The sequence below is a fragment of the Pseudomonas sp. AC112 genome (genome assembly GCF_979253545.1).
Map to the genome: position 1 here is coordinate 292,092 of NZ_CEEDCM010000001.1, position 15,092 is coordinate 307,183.

Consider the following 15,092-nt stretch of genomic DNA (forward strand, 5'->3'; position numbering starts at 1 on the left):
GCTCTACACAAGAGCGACTTATTAACAAGCACACTATTAACTCAGCTGCAAAATCGCACGTAATAAATACGCCAAACAAGCACATTACTTATACAAAGTGAAACGCTGGCCATTCACTGAAAACAAATAACCGATTAAAATTTATATCAACTTCTGTTCTTAGAAACTGTTAACGACTGGTGACAGTGTTTACATTTACAAGCGTTTACCGGAACCACCCGAATATCCACTTCGCGGCGCTCGAGATACCCGACAGTATTTGTTTGCCCACCCGTTCTAGCAGCCCGGGACCGTACCCTGGAGCCGGGTGGGGAACCGGTTCTGGCGTGGAGTCTGGCCCGGGATCAGGTTCCGGTTCTGGAGTGGGCTCAGCCGTGGGTTCGAGCGTGGGAACGGGCGTCACGGCCGCGCTCTCACCGCTCCAGATCACATCGGCCTGCTTGATTTCACCCTGGCTGGTGATCAACAGGTCAGCCTTACCCTTGCCCTTGGTGTCCACAGACAGTGTGGAACGCCCGGTAGCCGCGTCGTGGCTGAGCACGGCGTCGCCCGCGCGCCCACTGAGGGCATCAGAGAAGGTCAACGACGTGAGACCCGCCTCTCGAAGTACGCCGGCCAGATCGATTCTGTCGCTGCCGCTGGTGAAGTCCTGGATAAAATCAGGTGCCTGCGGTGTTGAGTCGCTGACGCGGTCGTACACAAACGTGTCGGCGCCTGCTCCGCCGCGTAACGTGTCGCTGCCCCCTCCACCCTTCAAACGGTTATGGGCGTGGTTGCCCGTCAACGAATCGCTACCGGAACCGCCAATAGCATTCTCCACGACCACGCCCTTGGCGATCGACACGTTCCCCCGTAGCCCCCCGACATCCGAAAACGCCTCGGCATTGAGGTTGATGTTTTGTTTGTGGGCAAAGCCGGAAAAATCCAGGGTGTCCTCGCCGCCGCCATCCCAGACGCTGAAGACGGGTTTGTCGTGGGCGCTCTTGAGGCTGTAGTGCTCACGCTCGGTGTTGGAGTTGAACCCGTAAACAGTGTTGGTATTACGGGTGCGCGTATTCGCCCCGTACAGGCGCTGGAGGGCCGCAATATCGTCAATCATGGGCGCAGCCGGTTGCTGTTGGTTGAAGCCATGGCCCGGTTGTTTAAGCTCCGACCAATAGCTCATGACAGTGCGGGCCTTGGTGTCCTGCGCGTATTCAGCATCGAATTCGTAACTTCCACCGCCGTCATAACCGCCCGGATGTTGCAAGCCCAGGGTGTGCCCCAACTCATGGGCCAGCAGGAACAAGAAGTGGCTGCCCACTTTAGGGTTGCCGCCCGCGCCTCCTGTGCCTACATTTGCCGTTACGTTCGATTGGTACTGGTTGGGAGAGTCCGCCCAGCCCGACCAGGAACCCGGCATGCCTCTTATGACAATGGCCCCATCCACATGGGCACTGTTTTCGACAAAGGAAATGTTGGCAACGTCGGCATAAGACTTCAATGCCTGCCGGGCACGTTCTTTCTGATCCGCGGTTAAACCGCTAGAGAAACTAAAGCCCACCACAACCTTACCGTCTCGATTTCGATCATGAAACTTGAAGTTACCTCGCGTTATCTGCTTAGCCGCCTGATCGGTATTTAACGACTTCTTATTACTTGGCCATCGGAAAGCGCCGCTATCAAACGCTGACAACAGGGCGTGCGACGGGTGCGCAGGCGGTTGCTGGGAAGGCTGCCTGACCGGAATGTGCATGACGATTAATACTCTGGGTGGTGAAGAGCAATCCGTCCATGTAGGTGAAATACAAACGCTGACCCATCCGTTGTCAGGTGAATAAAACTCCCAAATTAATCACCCCTTCGCCACCCCTATTGTTTTGCAATACCGCTTAATAAACACACCCGTAAAAAAAACACACCACCGCCATTAGAAAACCTGTTCTCTCGACATACTCAAATCGATAGACACTTGATTTTCCGAACGAGAAACCTTGTAAACAAACAACTAAATTCAGTCAGGATCTTAATTTCAAACATTAGGAAACCAACCAAACATACTTGAATAAAATCAGGCGAAAATACCGCCCTTATCTGACAGCCTCGCCTCCAGCCGTTCGCGTTGCTGCCCAGTCATGGCCTGACTGCCCTAGGACCGCACCAACTTCTCCAATGCCGCGTCCGCCAAGAATGACGAGCGACTTTTGACCTTGTGCTCCCGCACATAGCGGTCGATGCGCTGGATGACATAACCGGGCAGGGTCACATTGACCTTCTCGGTTTTGCCCAGGTAGGGCGTGACGTCCAGCTCCAACATACCCCAGCCCATCCCGGCGTAGTCCTCGTGGGCATGGTACTGGGCGACCGACGTGGGCATCGGAATCGTCCCGCCCTCTGCGGCGATCTCTTGCAGCATGATGTGCGCGACTTCCACGGCGGCGTTGTACGCCTCTTCAAAACTGTCCCCGGCGGTGACTGCACCTGGGATATCGGGGATCTGGATACCGGTGGCACTGAAGTCATCGCCCCATTCGATACAGATTGGGTATTGCATGAATGCTCTCCTTAAAACTGAAACAAGCCGGCGCGTTTCCTGATGCTTCTGACGGTGCCCAGCGGCAAGTCCTTCTTTGGATGGGGGCACTGGAAGGGTGTACGGGCTATAGCGATGGGTAAAAATATGATGACTTCCCGTGACCCGATCCAGCACCCAACCTGCCTCTTGCAGTTCCTTGATCAATAACCTGCTTTGCACCCGAGCCTCCTTGGCTTGGCCTGAATAAAAGTAACCCTGGAGTTATCTTTACTCAAGCACAAAATTCACACGCCTGACTGACGGCTGTTTTACTGAATATTGAAAGTACAACGCCGGAAACGCATGACACCGGCAGCCCATCGCCTTAGGCTTGAGCGCCGCCCCGCCAACAGGAACACCCGATGGACCGTCTCACTGCCATGGAAACCTTCGTTCACGTCGTTGAGACCGGCTCCTTCTCGGCCGCTGCCAAGCGCCTGGGCATCGGCCAACCCGCCGTGTCCAAAAGCATCGCGCAATTGGAAGCACGCCTGGCCGTGCGGTTGGTGCTGCGTTCGACCAGGGGCCTGACGCCCACCGAGGCAGGCCTGGCGTTTTTCGAAAAAGCCAAGAGCGCCATTTTCGAAGCCGACGAAGCTGACGAGGCCGCCCGGGGCGCGGGCGCAGGATTAACGGGCAACCTGCGGGTCAGCGCCGGCGTGACATTCTCCCGCATGCGGATCATTCCCAACCTGGGACCCTTCCTTGACCAGCACCCTGGCCTGAACATCGACGTGTTGCTCGACGACCGCATCCTCAACCTGGTTGAAGACGGCATCGACGTCGCCCTGCGTATCGGCAACCTGAGTGATTCCGGTCTCACTGCTCGCCGGCTTGGCCAAAGCCCAAGCCGGGTGTTCGGCACCCCGGCTTACTTCGAACGTTTCGGCGAGCCACAAAGCCCGGCGGATATCCTCAACCACCAGGCTGTGATCTACAGCCTCGGGGAGAGCCCGCTCTGGCCCTTCAAACAGGGCCCGCACGAGCACGCCATCGCTGCTCGCGGGCGCTTGCGCGTCACGTCTTCCGAAGGCTTGCGCGCTGGCGTGCTCGCCCACCACGGCCTGGCGATGACGTCCGAATGGATGTTCGGCCCGGAATTGGCCAGGGGTGAGGTGAAAGCCGTGTTGACCGACTGGGAGCTCCCGCCGAAGGATCTCTGGGCGGTATTACCGACGGGTCGAATGCCGAGTGCCAAGGCCAAGGCGTTTATCGAATACGTTGAAGGGTTAATGGCGTAGCGCCGGCAAGCCGGCTCCTGCGGGGTTGGGGGGTGTTCAGATGATCCGGCCATCCCAGCCGACCGTGACATGCCGTGGCAACTCGCGGCGATGTTCCAGCAACCAGGCGTCCAGCGTATGCCCGACATGGGTCAATACGCCCAACTGCGCGCCGGTGTCCTCGATACTCTGCAACGCCAGCGTCAGGTCATTGTGGTTGCGTGGCGCCTGCGGCTGCGGCGGCATGGAGCAATCCAGCACCAGCACGTCCAATGGTTCGCGTTGCAGCCAGGCCAGGGTTGCCGCTGGTAGGCCGACAGTGTCGGTGAGGTAGGCGATGCGTCGCCCCTCGCCTTCCAGCAGATAGCCCAGGGTGAGCTTGGAATGCTGCAGTGGCAACGCCGTGACGCTCAACTCGCCCAACTGCCGGGTTTCGAATTCGCGGAAGGGTTGGCTGAAGTCCAGGATACCCGGGTGCTTGTAGAGGTCGGACAAACCCTCCGGGTCCGCCGGCCCGTGCACCGGGATCACCAGCCCCTGGCCCCAGCGCAGGTGCAGCAACCCTTGGGCATGATCGGCGTGATAGTGGGTCTGCAAAATCCCGTTGAAACTGCGCGGCGGGAAGCGTTCGGTGAGGTCGGGCAAGCCGCTGTCGATCAACCAGCGCTGCCCGCCGCATTCGATCAACGCACTGCAGGGGCGACGGCGCAAGCTGTCATCACTGCGCGCCAACCCGCAGGCAGCACACTCGCAGCCATACACCGGGACTTGCCGCGCGTCACCGGTGCCGAGCAGGGTCAGGCGCATGCCGAATGACCGTGGTCGAGGCAGCAGAGCAGGCGCTCGACCGTATGAGCAAGCGGACCGGAGTTATCCAGCACAAACAACCCTGCCCCGTTGCCGGCAATCAGCTCGGCGGTAAACCGCGCGTTGCGTGCCAGCCGCGCTTCGATGTCCGTCAGCGCCTCACGCCCGCGTGCGATCAAGCGTTGGCGCAACACCGCCTGATCCACCGTCAGCAGCAGCACCAACGCCGTCGGATAGCGTTCGCGCGCCTGCGCCAGGTGCGCGCGCGAGCCGTTGACCAGCACGTCGTCACCCGCCGCCAGCCAGTCGTCGATTTCCCTGGGAATCCCGTAGGACAACCCATTGGCCTGCCAACTGAGGGCAAACGCGCCCTCGCCCTGCATCGTCGCAAATGCCTCGGGGCTCACGCCCTGCGCCGCTTCGCCCACCGCTTCCGCCGAGCGGGTAATGACGCGGCGCACAATGCGGCAACCGCGCTCGGCCAAACGGGGGCGTGCGGCGTCCAGCAGGCTGTCCTTGCCCGAGCCGGAAGGCCCGATGAGATAGATCAACCTGCCTGCCATCAAAACACCCTCTTCGCTTGTCGCCATACTTGTTGCACCACAGGAAGCCCTTCGCGGCTGCGGGCCTGGACCAGGTCGGCACGCAGGCCGATGGCGATTTCGCCGCGATCCTTGAGACCTGCCGCTTGTGCGGGCGCCAGGCTGATCATCTTGACCGCCCGCGACAGGTCGCCGCCGTCCTGCTGGTCGGCCAGCACGAACGCAGCCTGCAACAGGCTGGCCGGGTAGTAGTCGCTGGAAAGTATATCCAGCAATCCCTCGGCCGCCAGGCCGGCGGCGGCCACATTACCCGAGTGCGACCCACCGCGCACCACGTTCGGCGCGCCCATCAACACTTTCATGTCCAGCGCCTGGCAGCCCTTCGCGGCCTCCAGGGTGGTGGGGAATTCGGCGATGGTCATGCCGTAGCGCGCCGACTCTTGCACATGGGCCAATGTCGCATCGTCGTGGCTGGCGACGGACAGACCGCGCGCCAGGCAATGCTCGACGATGGCGGCGCGATAACGGTCGCTGTACGCCAGGGAGTTGGCCTTTTGCAGCACGATGAACGCGTCCATGGTTTCGTCGTTCAGGTGGTACTTGCCCATGTAGTACTCACGGTACTTGGATTCGAGCACGAACTGGCGCTGGCCCGGCGAATGGTCCATCACCGACACCAGTTGCACCAACGGGTTTTCCACCAGGTCGCGGAACACGCTGAGGGTGTCCGGGTGGCACAGCTCGCAACGCAGGTGCAGGCGGTGCTCGGCACGGGTCAGGCCGGCGCCTTCCGCCTGGGCGATGGCGTCGAGCATCGCCGGCAGCTTCTTCATGCGGTTGCCCTTGGGGTTCACGTCGCCAATGGACACCGCGTCGAACACTGTGGTGATGCCCGCTGCGATGATCTGCGCATCATGGCTCAGCACGGCCGAGGTCGACGGCCAGTCCACGCCGGGGCGCGGGGTCATGTGCTTTTCCAGGTTGTCGGTGTGCAGCTCCACCAGGCCAGGCAAGAGGAAATCGCCGCCCAGGTCCTGGGCCTGGGGCAACTGGCTGCGGCCTTCGGCGAGGTCGACGATCTTGCCGTCGCGCAGCACCACCGAACCGAGGAACATGCGATCAGCCGTGACAATCCGGGCATTACTGAGGATCTGTTCAGCGGGCATGGGCGTATTCCTCTGCGGCAACGGGCGTGGGGGTCATGTCGAAATGGCGGTCGGCAACGGCTTCACGGGCGGCGCGGTCGTGGAAGATACCAATCAGCGCCGCGCCGGCGGCCTTGGCTTCGTTCATCAGCTCCAGCACCACCTGGCGGTTGTTGTCGTCCAGCGACGCGGTGGGTTCGTCCAGCAGCATCACCGGCCAGGCCACCATGAAACCGCGGGCGATGTTGACGCGCTGTTGCTCGCCGCCGGAAAAGGTGCCGGGCGCCAGTTGCCACAGGCGTTGCGGGATATTCAGACGCGTCAGCAGGTGCTCGGCACGCGACTGCGCATTGGCCTTCGACCAGCCTCGGGCCAACGCCGGCTCCATCACCACATCCAGGCAGGCCACGCGGGGGATCACCCGCAGGAATTGGCTGACGTAGCCCAGGGTCTGCTGGCGCACCTGGAGAATGTCGCGCGGCTCGGCGCCAACCAACTCCAGCCACTCGCCAGCATGGCGCACGCGAATGCTGCCACCCGCTGGCAAATAGTTACCGTACAAAGTGCGCAGCAAGGTGCTCTTACCCGCGCCGGACTGGCCGTGCAGCACCAGGCATTCACCGCCCTGCACACTGAACTCGACGCCGCGCAGCACGTTGAGCACCACGCCATGTTGCTGATGCAGGGTGAAGGTTTTCGAGAGGTCACGGACCTCGATCAAGGCATTTGTCATGGCTGTAATACCGAAGACACCAGCAGTTGAGAGTAAGGGTGCTGTGGATCGTCGAGGATCTGGTCGGTGAGCCCGGTTTCCACCACACGGGAGCGACGCATCACCATCAGGCGGTCGGCCAACAGGCGCGCGACGGCCAGGTCGTGGGTGACGATCACCACGGCCAAATCCAGCTCGCGAACCAAGCTGCGCAGCAAGTCGAGCAGGCGCGCTTGCACCGACACGTCGAGGCCGCCAGTGGGTTCGTCCATGAACACAAGACGCGGGCTGGAGACGAGGTTGCGGGCGATTTGCAGGCGTTGCTGCATGCCGCCGGAGAAGGTGCGCGGCAAGTCATCGATACGTTGCGGGTCGATTTCCACCTGGCCCAACCAGTCGAGGCCGGCGCCGCGCAGTTGCGCGTAATTGCGCACGCCCTGGGCCATCAGGCGCTCGCCGATGTTGGCGCCGGCTGACACGCCCATGCGCAAACCGTCGCGAGGGTTCTGTTCGACAAAGCCCCATTCGGTACGCAGCAAGGTGCGGCGCTCGGCTTCGCTGGCGCTGTACAAATCCAGCCATTCGCCGTCCTTGCTGCGGTAGCCGATGCTCCCCGCTTGCGGCGGCAGCCGCCCGCTCAATAGCGAGAGCAAGGTGGACTTGCCCGAGCCGGACTCGCCGACGATGCCCAGCACTTCACCGGGGTACAAATCGAAGCTCACGCCCTGGCAGCCCTTCTCCGGGCCGTACAACAGGGACAGGTCACGCACTTGCAGTAGCGGTGCGCCGGCTTTTTGCTTCAAAAGAACCTGGCTCATTGGTTGTTCTCCAGAACCCGTTGGGCGCAATACCAGGTGTCGGAACAGACAAAACTCTGGGTTCCCGCATCGTCCAGAATCAGCTCATCGAGGAAGGATTCGTGGCTGCCGCAGATCGCGCAGTTGTGTTCCCACTGCTGCACTTCGAAGGGGTGGTCTTCAAAGTCGAGGCTGGTGACTTCGGTGTACGGCGGCACCGCGTACAGGCGCTTTTCGCGACCGGCGCCGAACAGCATCAGCGCCGGGCTCATGTCGAGCTTGGGGTTGTCGAATTTAGGGATCGGCGACGGGTCCATCACGTAGCGCTCGTCGACCATTACCGGGTAGGCGTAGCTGGTGGCGATATGGCCGAAGGTGGCGATGTCTTCGTAGAGCTTCACGTGCATCACCCCGTAATCGTTGAGGGCGTGCATGGTGCGGGTCTCGGTTTCCGACGGTTCGATGAAGCGCAGCGGCTCGGGGATCGGCACTTGGTAGACCATGATCTGGCCAGCCCGCAGCGGCGTCTCCGGGATGCGGTGGCGGGTCTGGATCACCGTGGCGTCCGGTGTGGCTTCGGTGGTGGCGACGCCAGCGGTACGGGCGAAGAAGCGGCGGATGGAGACGGCGTTGGTGGTGTCGTCGGCGCCCTGGTCGATGACCTTGAGCACGTCATCATCCCCCAGGATCGCGGCGGTCAATTGCATGCCGCCGGTGCCCCAACCGTACGGCAATGGCATCTCGCGGCCGCCGAACGGCACCTGGTAACCCGGGATCGCCACCGCCTTGAGCAAGGCGCGGCGGATCATGCGTTTGGTCTGTTCGTCGAGGTAGGCGAAGTTGTAGGCCGTGTCATTCATGGCGGGAGCCCTCGGCGGGTTGGCGCAGTTTGCGGATCAGTTCCAGCTCGGACTGGAAGTCCACGTAGTGCGGTAATTTGAGGTGCGAGACAAAGCCCGCGGCCTCGACGTTGTCGCAGTGGGCCAGCACGAACTCTTCACGCTGGGCCGGCGAGACGATCTCTTCGTTGTATTCCCCGGCGCGCAGCGAGCGGTCGACCAACGCCATGCCCATGGCCTTGCGCTCGGCATGCCCGAACGCCAGGCCATACCCGCGCGTGAACTGCGCCAACTCGGTGGCCGAGCCGACGAACTGGTTGACCATCTCGCACTCGGTCACTTCGATGCTGCCCAGGCAGATGGGAAAACCCAGTTCCTCCGGGTCGATCCACACCTCCACATCGCCGATGCGGATCTCGCCGGCAAACGGGTGGTTGCGGCCGTAGCCACGTTGGGTCGAATAGCCCAGTGCCAACAGGAAGCCCTCGTCACCACGGGCCAGGGCTTGCAGGCGTTCGGCGCGGCTGGCGGGGTACTCCAGCGGGTCGCGGGTGATGTCGGCGACGCTGGCGTTGTCGTCAGTTTCATTCTTGATCAGGCCTTCTTTAGCGAGCAGGCCGAGAACGCGTGGGCAGGCTTCGAGGCTCGCCTGCGGCGTGGTCTGCGGCCCCGGGTATTCACCTTCGGCCAGCAGTGCAAAATCCAACAGGCGATGGGTGTAGTCGAAGGTCGGGCCGAGCAATTGACCGCCCGGCACGTCCTTGAACGTGGCCGACAAGCGCCGGCTCAGCGACATGTGCGCGGTGTCGATCGGCAGGCTCGGGCTGAAGCGCGGCAGCGTGGTGCGGTAGGCACGCAGCAGGAAGATCGCTTCCACCAGGTCCCCCGCCGCTTGCTTGATCGCCAGCGCGGCGAGTTCCTCATCGAACAGCGAGCCTTCGGTCATCACTCGCGCCACGGCCAATGGCAATTGCTCGCGGATTTGCGTCACGCTCAATTCAGGAATCGCGGTGTCGCCCCGGCGCTTTTTCGCCAGCAGGCGGTGGGCATTGTCGATGGCCTGTTCGCCACCTTTGACGGCTACGTACATCAGGCGTGCTCCTCTGCGATGCGGCTGCTGCGTGGCAGGCCGATCAGGTGATCGCCGGCGGCAAACAACACATCCAGGCCACGGGGGAAGGCTTCGCGACGCTGGCGTTCCTGCCAGAAGGCTTGTGGCACCGGCAGGTGCACCTGACGCTGGGCCTTGATGCCCGGGCCGCGCCAGAGCAGGCCGCGACCGGACTCCAGGTCGGTGAGCTGCACGAGCAAGGTGCAGGACTGGTCGGGGTAGCGGTCATTGCCGTGGTCGAAGCCACTGAGGTCGAGCAGGTCCTGTTCACCGAGCAGCGCGAAGACCGCGTCTTCGCGATTCGACGTCAACGGGCAGCCGCAGTGAAAGGTCAGGTTGGCGCGGATCAGCGGTGTGTCGAAGCTCGGTGAAAGCCACAGCGGCGTGTCGCCGTCCAGCAACGCGAGGCACAGCGCATAGGTGGCGGGCGCCAAGCCGTCGAGGCGAGGGGCGGACGGCAAGTGCTGGATCAGACCCGGTTCGGCCAGGGCCTTGAGCGCGCTGCGAAAGCCGCGCTGGGCGTCGAGCACCGGGTCGACAAAGGCCGGTTGCAACAGCTGAGCATTCATCAGTTTTCTCCTCGCACCAGGGTGAAGAACTCGACCTTGGTGGCCGCGGTGTCGGCTTCTTTTTGCGCGCGGCGCTGAGCCTGGGCACTGGCCAGCGCGGTGATCAAATCGCTGAGCCAAATGCAGGGATGAGCGCCTTGCAGGTGAGCGTCGGCCAGGGCGGCCAGCTCGGCATGGACCTTGTCGCGCCCGGCCAGGTAGCTGTAGCCGGTGCGGCCATCGGCCAGGCGCACCACGCAGCGGGTCACGCTCATTTCGCCGACGTTGAATGGCGCGCCATTGCCGCCCATGCGGCCGCGCACCAGGGTCATGCCGACTTCCGGGGCACGGATCAGTTGGTATTCCGCGTCTTTCAACGCGGCTTCGTGAGGTTGCAGTTCACTGAATTGGGCGCGGGCGAGCACACCAATCCAATGCTGACGCGGGGACAGATTCATCAGGGTCTCCATCAGGTCACCACTTGGTACTGGAAGCGATCCGAACGGCTGGTGGACTGCGCCAGCTCCACCGGGCGGCCGTCGCGATCGCAGGAAAGGGTAAAGACGGTGAGGGCCGGCAAGTGCCGAGGCATCAGCAGCAGCGCGGCTTCATCACGGTTGGGCAAACGCGCGCCGATCAGGCTTTGGGTGCGGGCCAGCGGCAGGTCACGTTCGCGCAGGTATTGGCGCAGCGAGCCGCCGGTGTAGTCGGCCAACAACGGCGCACGGCTGGCGCAGTAGCGGTGGCGGATCAGGCTGACGGGCTGGTGGTCGAGCTTGCGCAGGGTTTGCAGCTCGATCATCGGCGCCATTTCGGCGATGCCCAGGTGCCGTGCTTCATCGCGGCTGGCGTAGCAGTAGCGGCGCTTGAGCAACAGCGCCTGCACGCCCACGCCCTGGGCCGACAGCGACTGGCTGTAGGAGGTCTCGGCGCCCATCGAGTAAATCAGCGGGCGGTCGAGCACCTGGGTGCCCTTGCCCTGGCGGCGCAACAGGCTGCCCTCGAACACCAACTCATCGATGGCGCGGCGCAAGGTGTGGCGGTTGACGCCAAAACGCTCGGCCATGTGCACCTCGCCGGGCAGGAAGTCGCCGGCGCTGTAGCTGCTCAATTCACGGCGCAGGATATCCGCGAGTTCGCGGTACACCGGCTCATCTTGTCTAGACAACTGCATGCTTAAAAAAAGCGCCGCGCGGGCACCCCTCCGAGGTCAGATGAACTGCTTGCGCAGGCGTTGGGACAGCACATCGATACAGCTCACCACCACAATGATCACCAGCAGCACCGCGCAGGTTTGGACGAACTGGAAGGCGCGGATGTTTTCCCAGAGGATCACGCCGATCCCGCCCGCGCCGACCATGCCCACCACCGTGGCCGAACGCACGTTGGCTTCGAAGCGGTACAGCGCGTAGCTCACCCACAGCGGCATCACCTGGGGGATCACGCCGTAGATCACTTCCTGCAGGGCACTGGCGCCGGTAGCACGCACGCCTTCCACCGGGCCTGGGTCGATGGCTTCGACGGCTTCGGCAAACAGCTTGGCGAGAACGCCCGTGGTGCTGATCCACAGGGCCAATACGCCAGCGAACGGACCGAGGCCGACCGCAACGACGAACAACATGGCGAACACCATTTCGTTGATGGAGCGGAACGCGTCCATCACCCGGCGCAGGGGTTGGTGGATCCACCAGGGGGTGATGTTGTCGGCGCACAAGATGCCCAGCGGCACCGAGCAGACGATGGCCAGCACCGTGCCCCAGAGGGCGATTTGTACGGTGACGATCATCTCCTTGAGGTAGGAGCGCCATTCGTGGAAGTCGGGCGGGAAGAAGTCGGCGGCGAAGGTCGCCATGTTTCCGGAATCGCGGTACAGCGCCAGCGGGTTCATCTCGGCGCCGTGCCAGGCCCAGGCCAGCAGGACCAGGAACAGGCCCCAGCCGAGGTATTGCGGCCAGGTGCGTTTGCCGACGGCTTCAGCGTGCAAGGTAGTCATGGGGCACTCTCAATAACGGTGGGAACTGGATCTCTGTGGGAGCGGCGGTGCGACGATTCGACTTGCTCGCGAATGCGGTGTGTCATTCAATGCATCCGGCGACTGATTCACCGCTTTCGCGAGCAAGCCCGCTCCCACATAAACCCGGTTCCTACAGGGGGTTAGCCGTTGGCTGCGGTCTTTTTGTCGAGCTCGGAGATGCGCTGTTGCAGCTTCGCCAGGTCGGCGTCGATGTCGGCGAGCTTCTTGGCCTTGTCAGCCGCTTCCAACTTGTCGTCGGCGCTGATCGTGGTGCGCTGCTTGAACAGCTCCAGCTGGCGGATTGGCAACAGTTGGTCGTCGCTGGAAGGCAGGAACTTGCCCAGCTGCATGTTCTTCAGCACGGCCTTCTCTTCATCGGTGTCGCCGTAGTGGGCGAAGAAGTCGCGGATCTTGGTCTTCTCGCTGTCGCTCAGCGCCTTGCTCCACACCATCGGGTCGGCCGGGATCAGCGGTGATTTCCAGATCACCTTGAGCATCGCGGCCTTGTCCGGCTGGGTCACTTCAAGACGGTCCCAGCTTTCGGTGTTGAAAGTGGCCACGTCCAACTGCCCTTTGGCCACGCTCAGTGCGTTGACTTCATGGCTGGAGTTGAGCGTGCGCTTGAACGCGGTGGCGGCGTCCACATTGTTCTTGGCAAACACGTAGTAGCCCGGCACCAGGTAGCCCGAGGTGGAGTTCGGGTCACCGTTGCCGAAGGTCAGGTGCTTGGCATTCTTGAGCATGTCCTCGACGTTGTTGATCGGGCTGTCCTTGCGCACGATCAGCACGCTCCAGTAACCGGCGGCACCGTTGGCGGCGGCAGTCTGGGCGAAGATCTCGCCGTTGGAGCGGTCCACCGCTTCCATCGCGGCCTTGTTGCCCAGCCAGGCCACATCGACCTTGTTGAAGCGCATGCCTTGGATCAGGCCCGCGTAGTCGGAGGCGAAGGTGGCGTTGATGGTCAGGCCGGTCTTCTTGTGCATGTCATCCAGGAACGGCTGCCAAATGCTCTTGAGGTTCTGCGAAGACTCGGTGGACATGATGCCGAAATTGATGGCTTTGTCGGCCGCATAGGCATTGCCCATGGCGACACTGGCCAACAACGCGGCGGACAGAAACACTTGGCCGATACGGTTCAACATGGACGGGATTCCTGTGGGTCGTGAGTAGGGTTTCAAGCGCGTGCCAGGGCCAGCCGAGGGGTCACGGTGGTATGGCGGGTCTGGTCGGAAAACATCAGGCTGGTGTCGACGTCGGCACCGTACAAATCATTGAGAAACTGGCTGCTCATCGCACTGCCCTGCCCGTCGAAATGAATGCGCCCGCCCTTGAGCGCCACGGCCCGCGGGCAATAACGCATGGCGTAATCGACTTGATGCAGGGTCACCACCACGGTCTTGCCGTCGCAGCGGTTGATGTCGGCGAGGATCTCCATCACCTTGCGCGCCGACTCCGGGTCGAGGGAGGCGATGGGTTCGTCGGCGAGGATCACCTCGGCGCGCTGGGTCAACGCACGGGCAATCGCCACGCGCTGCTGCTGGCCACCGGACAAGGTCGAAGCACGTTGCGCGGCCAGATCGGCCAGGCCCACACGTGCCAGGGACTCCAGGGCAAACGCTTTTTCCTCGGCGTTGAACAACCCCAGGTTGCCACGCCAGCGCGGCATGCGACCCAGGCAGCCGAGCAGCACGTTGTCGAGCACGCTCAGGCGATTGACCAGGTTGAACTGCTGGAAGATGTAGCCGATGTCTGCGCGTAGCCGCCGCACCTTGCCATTCAAGCGCCCACTGGCTTGCACTTCCCGGCCCAACACCTTGACGCTGCCGCCATTGCTCTTGTCGCAACAGGCCAGGCCCGCCAGGTGACGCAACAAGGTGGACTTGCCGGAACCGGAAGCGCCAATCAGCGCGACCATCTCACCCGGGGCAATGGTGAGTTCGAGGTCGACCAATGCGGATTTCTTCGCAAAGGTCTTGTTCAAGTGATCGACATGGATAGCGTGAGTCATGGGCTTCTCTGTCTTGTTTGAACAGCCAGGGGATGGCTGCGGTTGAGTTCAAACGACAGTAGGCGCGGGAGGTGTCAGTGCTATTACTTGCACATGACTGGAGGGGGTCGGTTGGATGAAGGTTTTGTGAAAGGTTGGAAGTGGCCGAATGATCGTTCCCACGGTGAATGAAGTGCTGAGTCGGGCGTGTCCGGTGGCCTGACAGCCGATGAGGTCTCCTGTGGAAACTGGCCTGTCGGATCGCCGCACCTCTGCGATGGCGGTTTAGCTGCAATTGATTCGGTACCTGACACGCCGCCATCGCGGGCAAGCCCGGCTCCCACAGGTGATCTTCATTGGATTGGAGAACGCGATTCACAGGCATGAAAAAGGCGACCCGAAGGTCGCCTTTTTTCATTGCGCGTATTGCTTGCTCAGTCCCGGCGGCACGCCTTGCACGTCGGTCTCTTCCCATGGCCCGTTCGGGCTGATCGAGCGGCTCCAGCCGTTGCTCCAGCGGTAGTAAGTGCGCTGGCGGTAGAAGGTGTCGGGCTGTTCTTCCAGCACATACACCTGCATCTTGCCGTCCCAGTGACTGGCCGCGCCCGGTGGTGGGGCGAAGGTCGGCGATTTGGTCGGCACGGGTTTCGGTGCTGGAGTCACCGGGCCCGAGGGCTTGGTGCTCGGCTGGGTCGACGGGCCTGACGGTGGGATGGTCGGGCCGGTGGGCGCGGGAGGTGGGCGGTGGACCGCACAAGCGCTCAGGCCGAGTACCAGGCTGAGCAAGGTGATGCGTGCAAATGCGGTCATAGGCGT

At 62.3% G+C, this 15,092-nt stretch carries 17 protein-coding genes and 1 pseudogene; 1 reads left to right on the top strand and 17 read right to left on the bottom strand.

The features are described 5' to 3' along the window. Window positions 1–205: 205 nt before the first annotated feature. From AC0IYN_RS01445 to AC0IYN_RS01455, 3 genes and pseudogenes are all read right to left on the bottom strand, one after another. The gene (locus AC0IYN_RS01445; protein ID WP_457267565.1) at window positions 206–1,735 is read right to left on the bottom strand and encodes a M10 family metallopeptidase C-terminal domain-containing protein; all 1,530 of its coding nucleotides are present in this window, start codon (window positions 1,733–1,735) and stop codon (window positions 206–208) included. Between the two features lie 393 nt (window positions 1,736–2,128). Continuing rightward, complete coding sequence (locus tag AC0IYN_RS01450; RefSeq protein WP_457267564.1) at window positions 2,129–2,533, bottom strand: type II toxin-antitoxin system HicB family antitoxin; 405 nt, start codon at window positions 2,531–2,533, stop codon at window positions 2,129–2,131. A gap of 11 nt (window positions 2,534–2,544) precedes the next feature. Then, window positions 2,545–2,734: pseudogene (locus AC0IYN_RS01455) on the bottom strand (type II toxin-antitoxin system HicA family toxin). 182 nt (window positions 2,735–2,916) lie between these two features. Between AC0IYN_RS01455 and AC0IYN_RS01460 the strand changes: the two are divergent. Next, window positions 2,917–3,795, top strand: coding sequence for a LysR family transcriptional regulator (locus AC0IYN_RS01460; RefSeq protein WP_078047606.1), 879 nt, complete (start codon window positions 2,917–2,919; stop codon window positions 3,793–3,795). Between the two features lie 36 nt (window positions 3,796–3,831). Here AC0IYN_RS01460 and phnP read toward each other — a convergent pair whose 3' ends face one another. The 14 genes from phnP to AC0IYN_RS01530 all read right to left on the bottom strand — a co-directional run bounded on the left by phnP (window position 3,832) and on the right by AC0IYN_RS01530 (window position 15,086). Beyond that, window positions 3,832–4,581, bottom strand: a complete 750-nt coding sequence (gene phnP, locus AC0IYN_RS01465; RefSeq protein WP_457239997.1) for a phosphonate metabolism protein PhnP — start codon at window positions 4,579–4,581, stop codon at window positions 3,832–3,834. Then, window positions 4,572–5,144 carry a phosphonate metabolism protein/1,5-bisphosphokinase (PRPP-forming) PhnN gene (gene phnN / locus AC0IYN_RS01470; RefSeq protein ID WP_100491198.1) on the bottom strand — a complete coding sequence of 191 codons (573 nt, stop codon included), beginning with the start codon at window positions 5,142–5,144 and terminating at the stop codon, window positions 4,572–4,574. The genes phnP and phnN overlap by 10 nt, the downstream gene beginning before the upstream one ends. After that, window positions 5,144–6,289, bottom strand: coding sequence for an alpha-D-ribose 1-methylphosphonate 5-triphosphate diphosphatase (locus tag AC0IYN_RS01475; protein WP_457267563.1), 1,146 nt, complete (start codon window positions 6,287–6,289; stop codon window positions 5,144–5,146). The genes phnN and AC0IYN_RS01475 overlap by 1 nt, the downstream gene beginning before the upstream one ends. Continuing rightward, complete coding sequence (gene phnL, locus AC0IYN_RS01480; protein ID WP_471840339.1) at window positions 6,279–7,001, bottom strand: phosphonate C-P lyase system protein PhnL; 723 nt, start codon at window positions 6,999–7,001, stop codon at window positions 6,279–6,281. Before phnL ends, AC0IYN_RS01475 begins: the two co-directional genes overlap by 11 nt. Then, entirely contained in the window at window positions 6,998–7,798 is an 801-nt protein-coding gene (phnK, locus tag AC0IYN_RS01485) for a phosphonate C-P lyase system protein PhnK (protein ID WP_458376688.1), read from the bottom strand. The genes phnL and phnK overlap by 4 nt, the downstream gene beginning before the upstream one ends. Further along, window positions 7,795–8,637 carry an alpha-D-ribose 1-methylphosphonate 5-phosphate C-P-lyase PhnJ gene (locus tag AC0IYN_RS01490; protein ID WP_406597702.1) on the bottom strand — a complete coding sequence of 281 codons (843 nt, stop codon included), beginning with the start codon at window positions 8,635–8,637 and terminating at the stop codon, window positions 7,795–7,797. Before AC0IYN_RS01490 ends, phnK begins: the two co-directional genes overlap by 4 nt. Beyond that, window positions 8,630–9,706, bottom strand: a complete 1,077-nt coding sequence (locus AC0IYN_RS01495) for a carbon-phosphorus lyase complex subunit (protein ID WP_406597701.1) — start codon at window positions 9,704–9,706, stop codon at window positions 8,630–8,632. Before AC0IYN_RS01495 ends, AC0IYN_RS01490 begins: the two co-directional genes overlap by 8 nt. Beyond that, complete coding sequence (phnH, locus tag AC0IYN_RS01500; protein WP_471840340.1) at window positions 9,706–10,296, bottom strand: phosphonate C-P lyase system protein PhnH; 591 nt, start codon at window positions 10,294–10,296, stop codon at window positions 9,706–9,708. The genes AC0IYN_RS01495 and phnH overlap by 1 nt, the downstream gene beginning before the upstream one ends. Continuing rightward, entirely contained in the window at window positions 10,296–10,733 is a 438-nt protein-coding gene (gene phnG, locus AC0IYN_RS01505) for a phosphonate C-P lyase system protein PhnG (RefSeq protein WP_406597699.1), read from the bottom strand. Before phnG ends, phnH begins: the two co-directional genes overlap by 1 nt. Window positions 10,734–10,744: 11 nt before the next feature. Beyond that, window positions 10,745–11,449 (bottom strand): phosphonate metabolism transcriptional regulator PhnF, encoded by a 705-nt coding sequence (gene phnF / locus AC0IYN_RS01510; RefSeq protein ID WP_406597698.1) that lies wholly within the window; start codon window positions 11,447–11,449, stop codon window positions 10,745–10,747. A gap of 36 nt (window positions 11,450–11,485) precedes the next feature. Further along, window positions 11,486–12,268, bottom strand: a complete 783-nt coding sequence (gene phnE, locus AC0IYN_RS01515) for a phosphonate ABC transporter, permease protein PhnE (protein WP_033897602.1) — start codon at window positions 12,266–12,268, stop codon at window positions 11,486–11,488. A gap of 161 nt (window positions 12,269–12,429) precedes the next feature. Then, window positions 12,430–13,431, bottom strand: coding sequence for a phosphonate ABC transporter substrate-binding protein (gene phnD / locus AC0IYN_RS01520; RefSeq protein WP_457240002.1), 1,002 nt, complete (start codon window positions 13,429–13,431; stop codon window positions 12,430–12,432). Window positions 13,432–13,463: 32 nt separating this feature from the next. Then, window positions 13,464–14,297, bottom strand: coding sequence for a phosphonate ABC transporter ATP-binding protein (phnC, locus tag AC0IYN_RS01525; RefSeq protein WP_457240003.1), 834 nt, complete (start codon window positions 14,295–14,297; stop codon window positions 13,464–13,466). Window positions 14,298–14,690: 393 nt separating this feature from the next. Beyond that, window positions 14,691–15,086, bottom strand: a complete 396-nt coding sequence (locus AC0IYN_RS01530) for a hypothetical protein (protein WP_028615689.1) — start codon at window positions 15,084–15,086, stop codon at window positions 14,691–14,693. Window positions 15,087–15,092 lie beyond the last annotated feature (6 nt).

What these genes read in the sequence shown, in the direction of transcription:
- AC0IYN_RS01450 (WP_457267564.1), bottom strand. Translation starts at nt 2,533, where the DNA reads ATGCAATACCCAATCTGTATCGAATGGGGCGATGACTTCAGTGCCACC.
- AC0IYN_RS01490 (WP_406597702.1), bottom strand. Translation starts at nt 8,637, where the DNA reads ATGAATGACACGGCCTACAACTTCGCCTACCTCGACGAACAGACCAAA.
- phnE (WP_033897602.1), bottom strand. Translation starts at nt 12,268, where the DNA reads ATGACTACCTTGCACGCTGAAGCCGTCGGCAAACGCACCTGGCCGCAA.
- phnG (WP_406597699.1), bottom strand. Translation starts at nt 10,733, where the DNA reads ATGAATCTGTCCCCGCGTCAGCATTGGATTGGTGTGCTCGCCCGCGCC.
- phnN (WP_100491198.1), bottom strand. Translation starts at nt 5,144, where the DNA reads ATGGCAGGCAGGTTGATCTATCTCATCGGGCCTTCCGGCTCGGGCAAG.
- AC0IYN_RS01475 (WP_457267563.1), bottom strand. Translation starts at nt 6,289, where the DNA reads ATGCCCGCTGAACAGATCCTCAGTAATGCCCGGATTGTCACGGCTGAT.
- AC0IYN_RS01495 (WP_406597701.1), bottom strand. Translation starts at nt 9,706, where the DNA reads ATGTACGTAGCCGTCAAAGGTGGCGAACAGGCCATCGACAATGCCCAC.
- AC0IYN_RS01460 (WP_078047606.1), top strand. Translation starts at nt 2,917, where the DNA reads ATGGACCGTCTCACTGCCATGGAAACCTTCGTTCACGTCGTTGAGACC.
- phnD (WP_457240002.1), bottom strand. Translation starts at nt 13,431, where the DNA reads ATGTTGAACCGTATCGGCCAAGTGTTTCTGTCCGCCGCGTTGTTGGCC.
- phnK (WP_458376688.1), bottom strand. Translation starts at nt 7,798, where the DNA reads ATGAGCCAGGTTCTTTTGAAGCAAAAAGCCGGCGCACCGCTACTGCAA.
- phnP (WP_457239997.1), bottom strand. Translation starts at nt 4,581, where the DNA reads ATGCGCCTGACCCTGCTCGGCACCGGTGACGCGCGGCAAGTCCCGGTG.
- phnC (WP_457240003.1), bottom strand. Translation starts at nt 14,297, where the DNA reads ATGACTCACGCTATCCATGTCGATCACTTGAACAAGACCTTTGCGAAG.
- phnH (WP_471840340.1), bottom strand. Translation starts at nt 10,296, where the DNA reads ATGAATGCTCAGCTGTTGCAACCGGCCTTTGTCGACCCGGTGCTCGAC.
- AC0IYN_RS01530 (WP_028615689.1), bottom strand. Translation starts at nt 15,086, where the DNA reads ATGACCGCATTTGCACGCATCACCTTGCTCAGCCTGGTACTCGGCCTG.
- AC0IYN_RS01445 (WP_457267565.1), bottom strand. Translation starts at nt 1,735, where the DNA reads ATGCACATTCCGGTCAGGCAGCCTTCCCAGCAACCGCCTGCGCACCCG.
- phnL (WP_471840339.1), bottom strand. Translation starts at nt 7,001, where the DNA reads ATGACAAATGCCTTGATCGAGGTCCGTGACCTCTCGAAAACCTTCACC.
- phnF (WP_406597698.1), bottom strand. Translation starts at nt 11,449, where the DNA reads ATGCAGTTGTCTAGACAAGATGAGCCGGTGTACCGCGAACTCGCGGAT.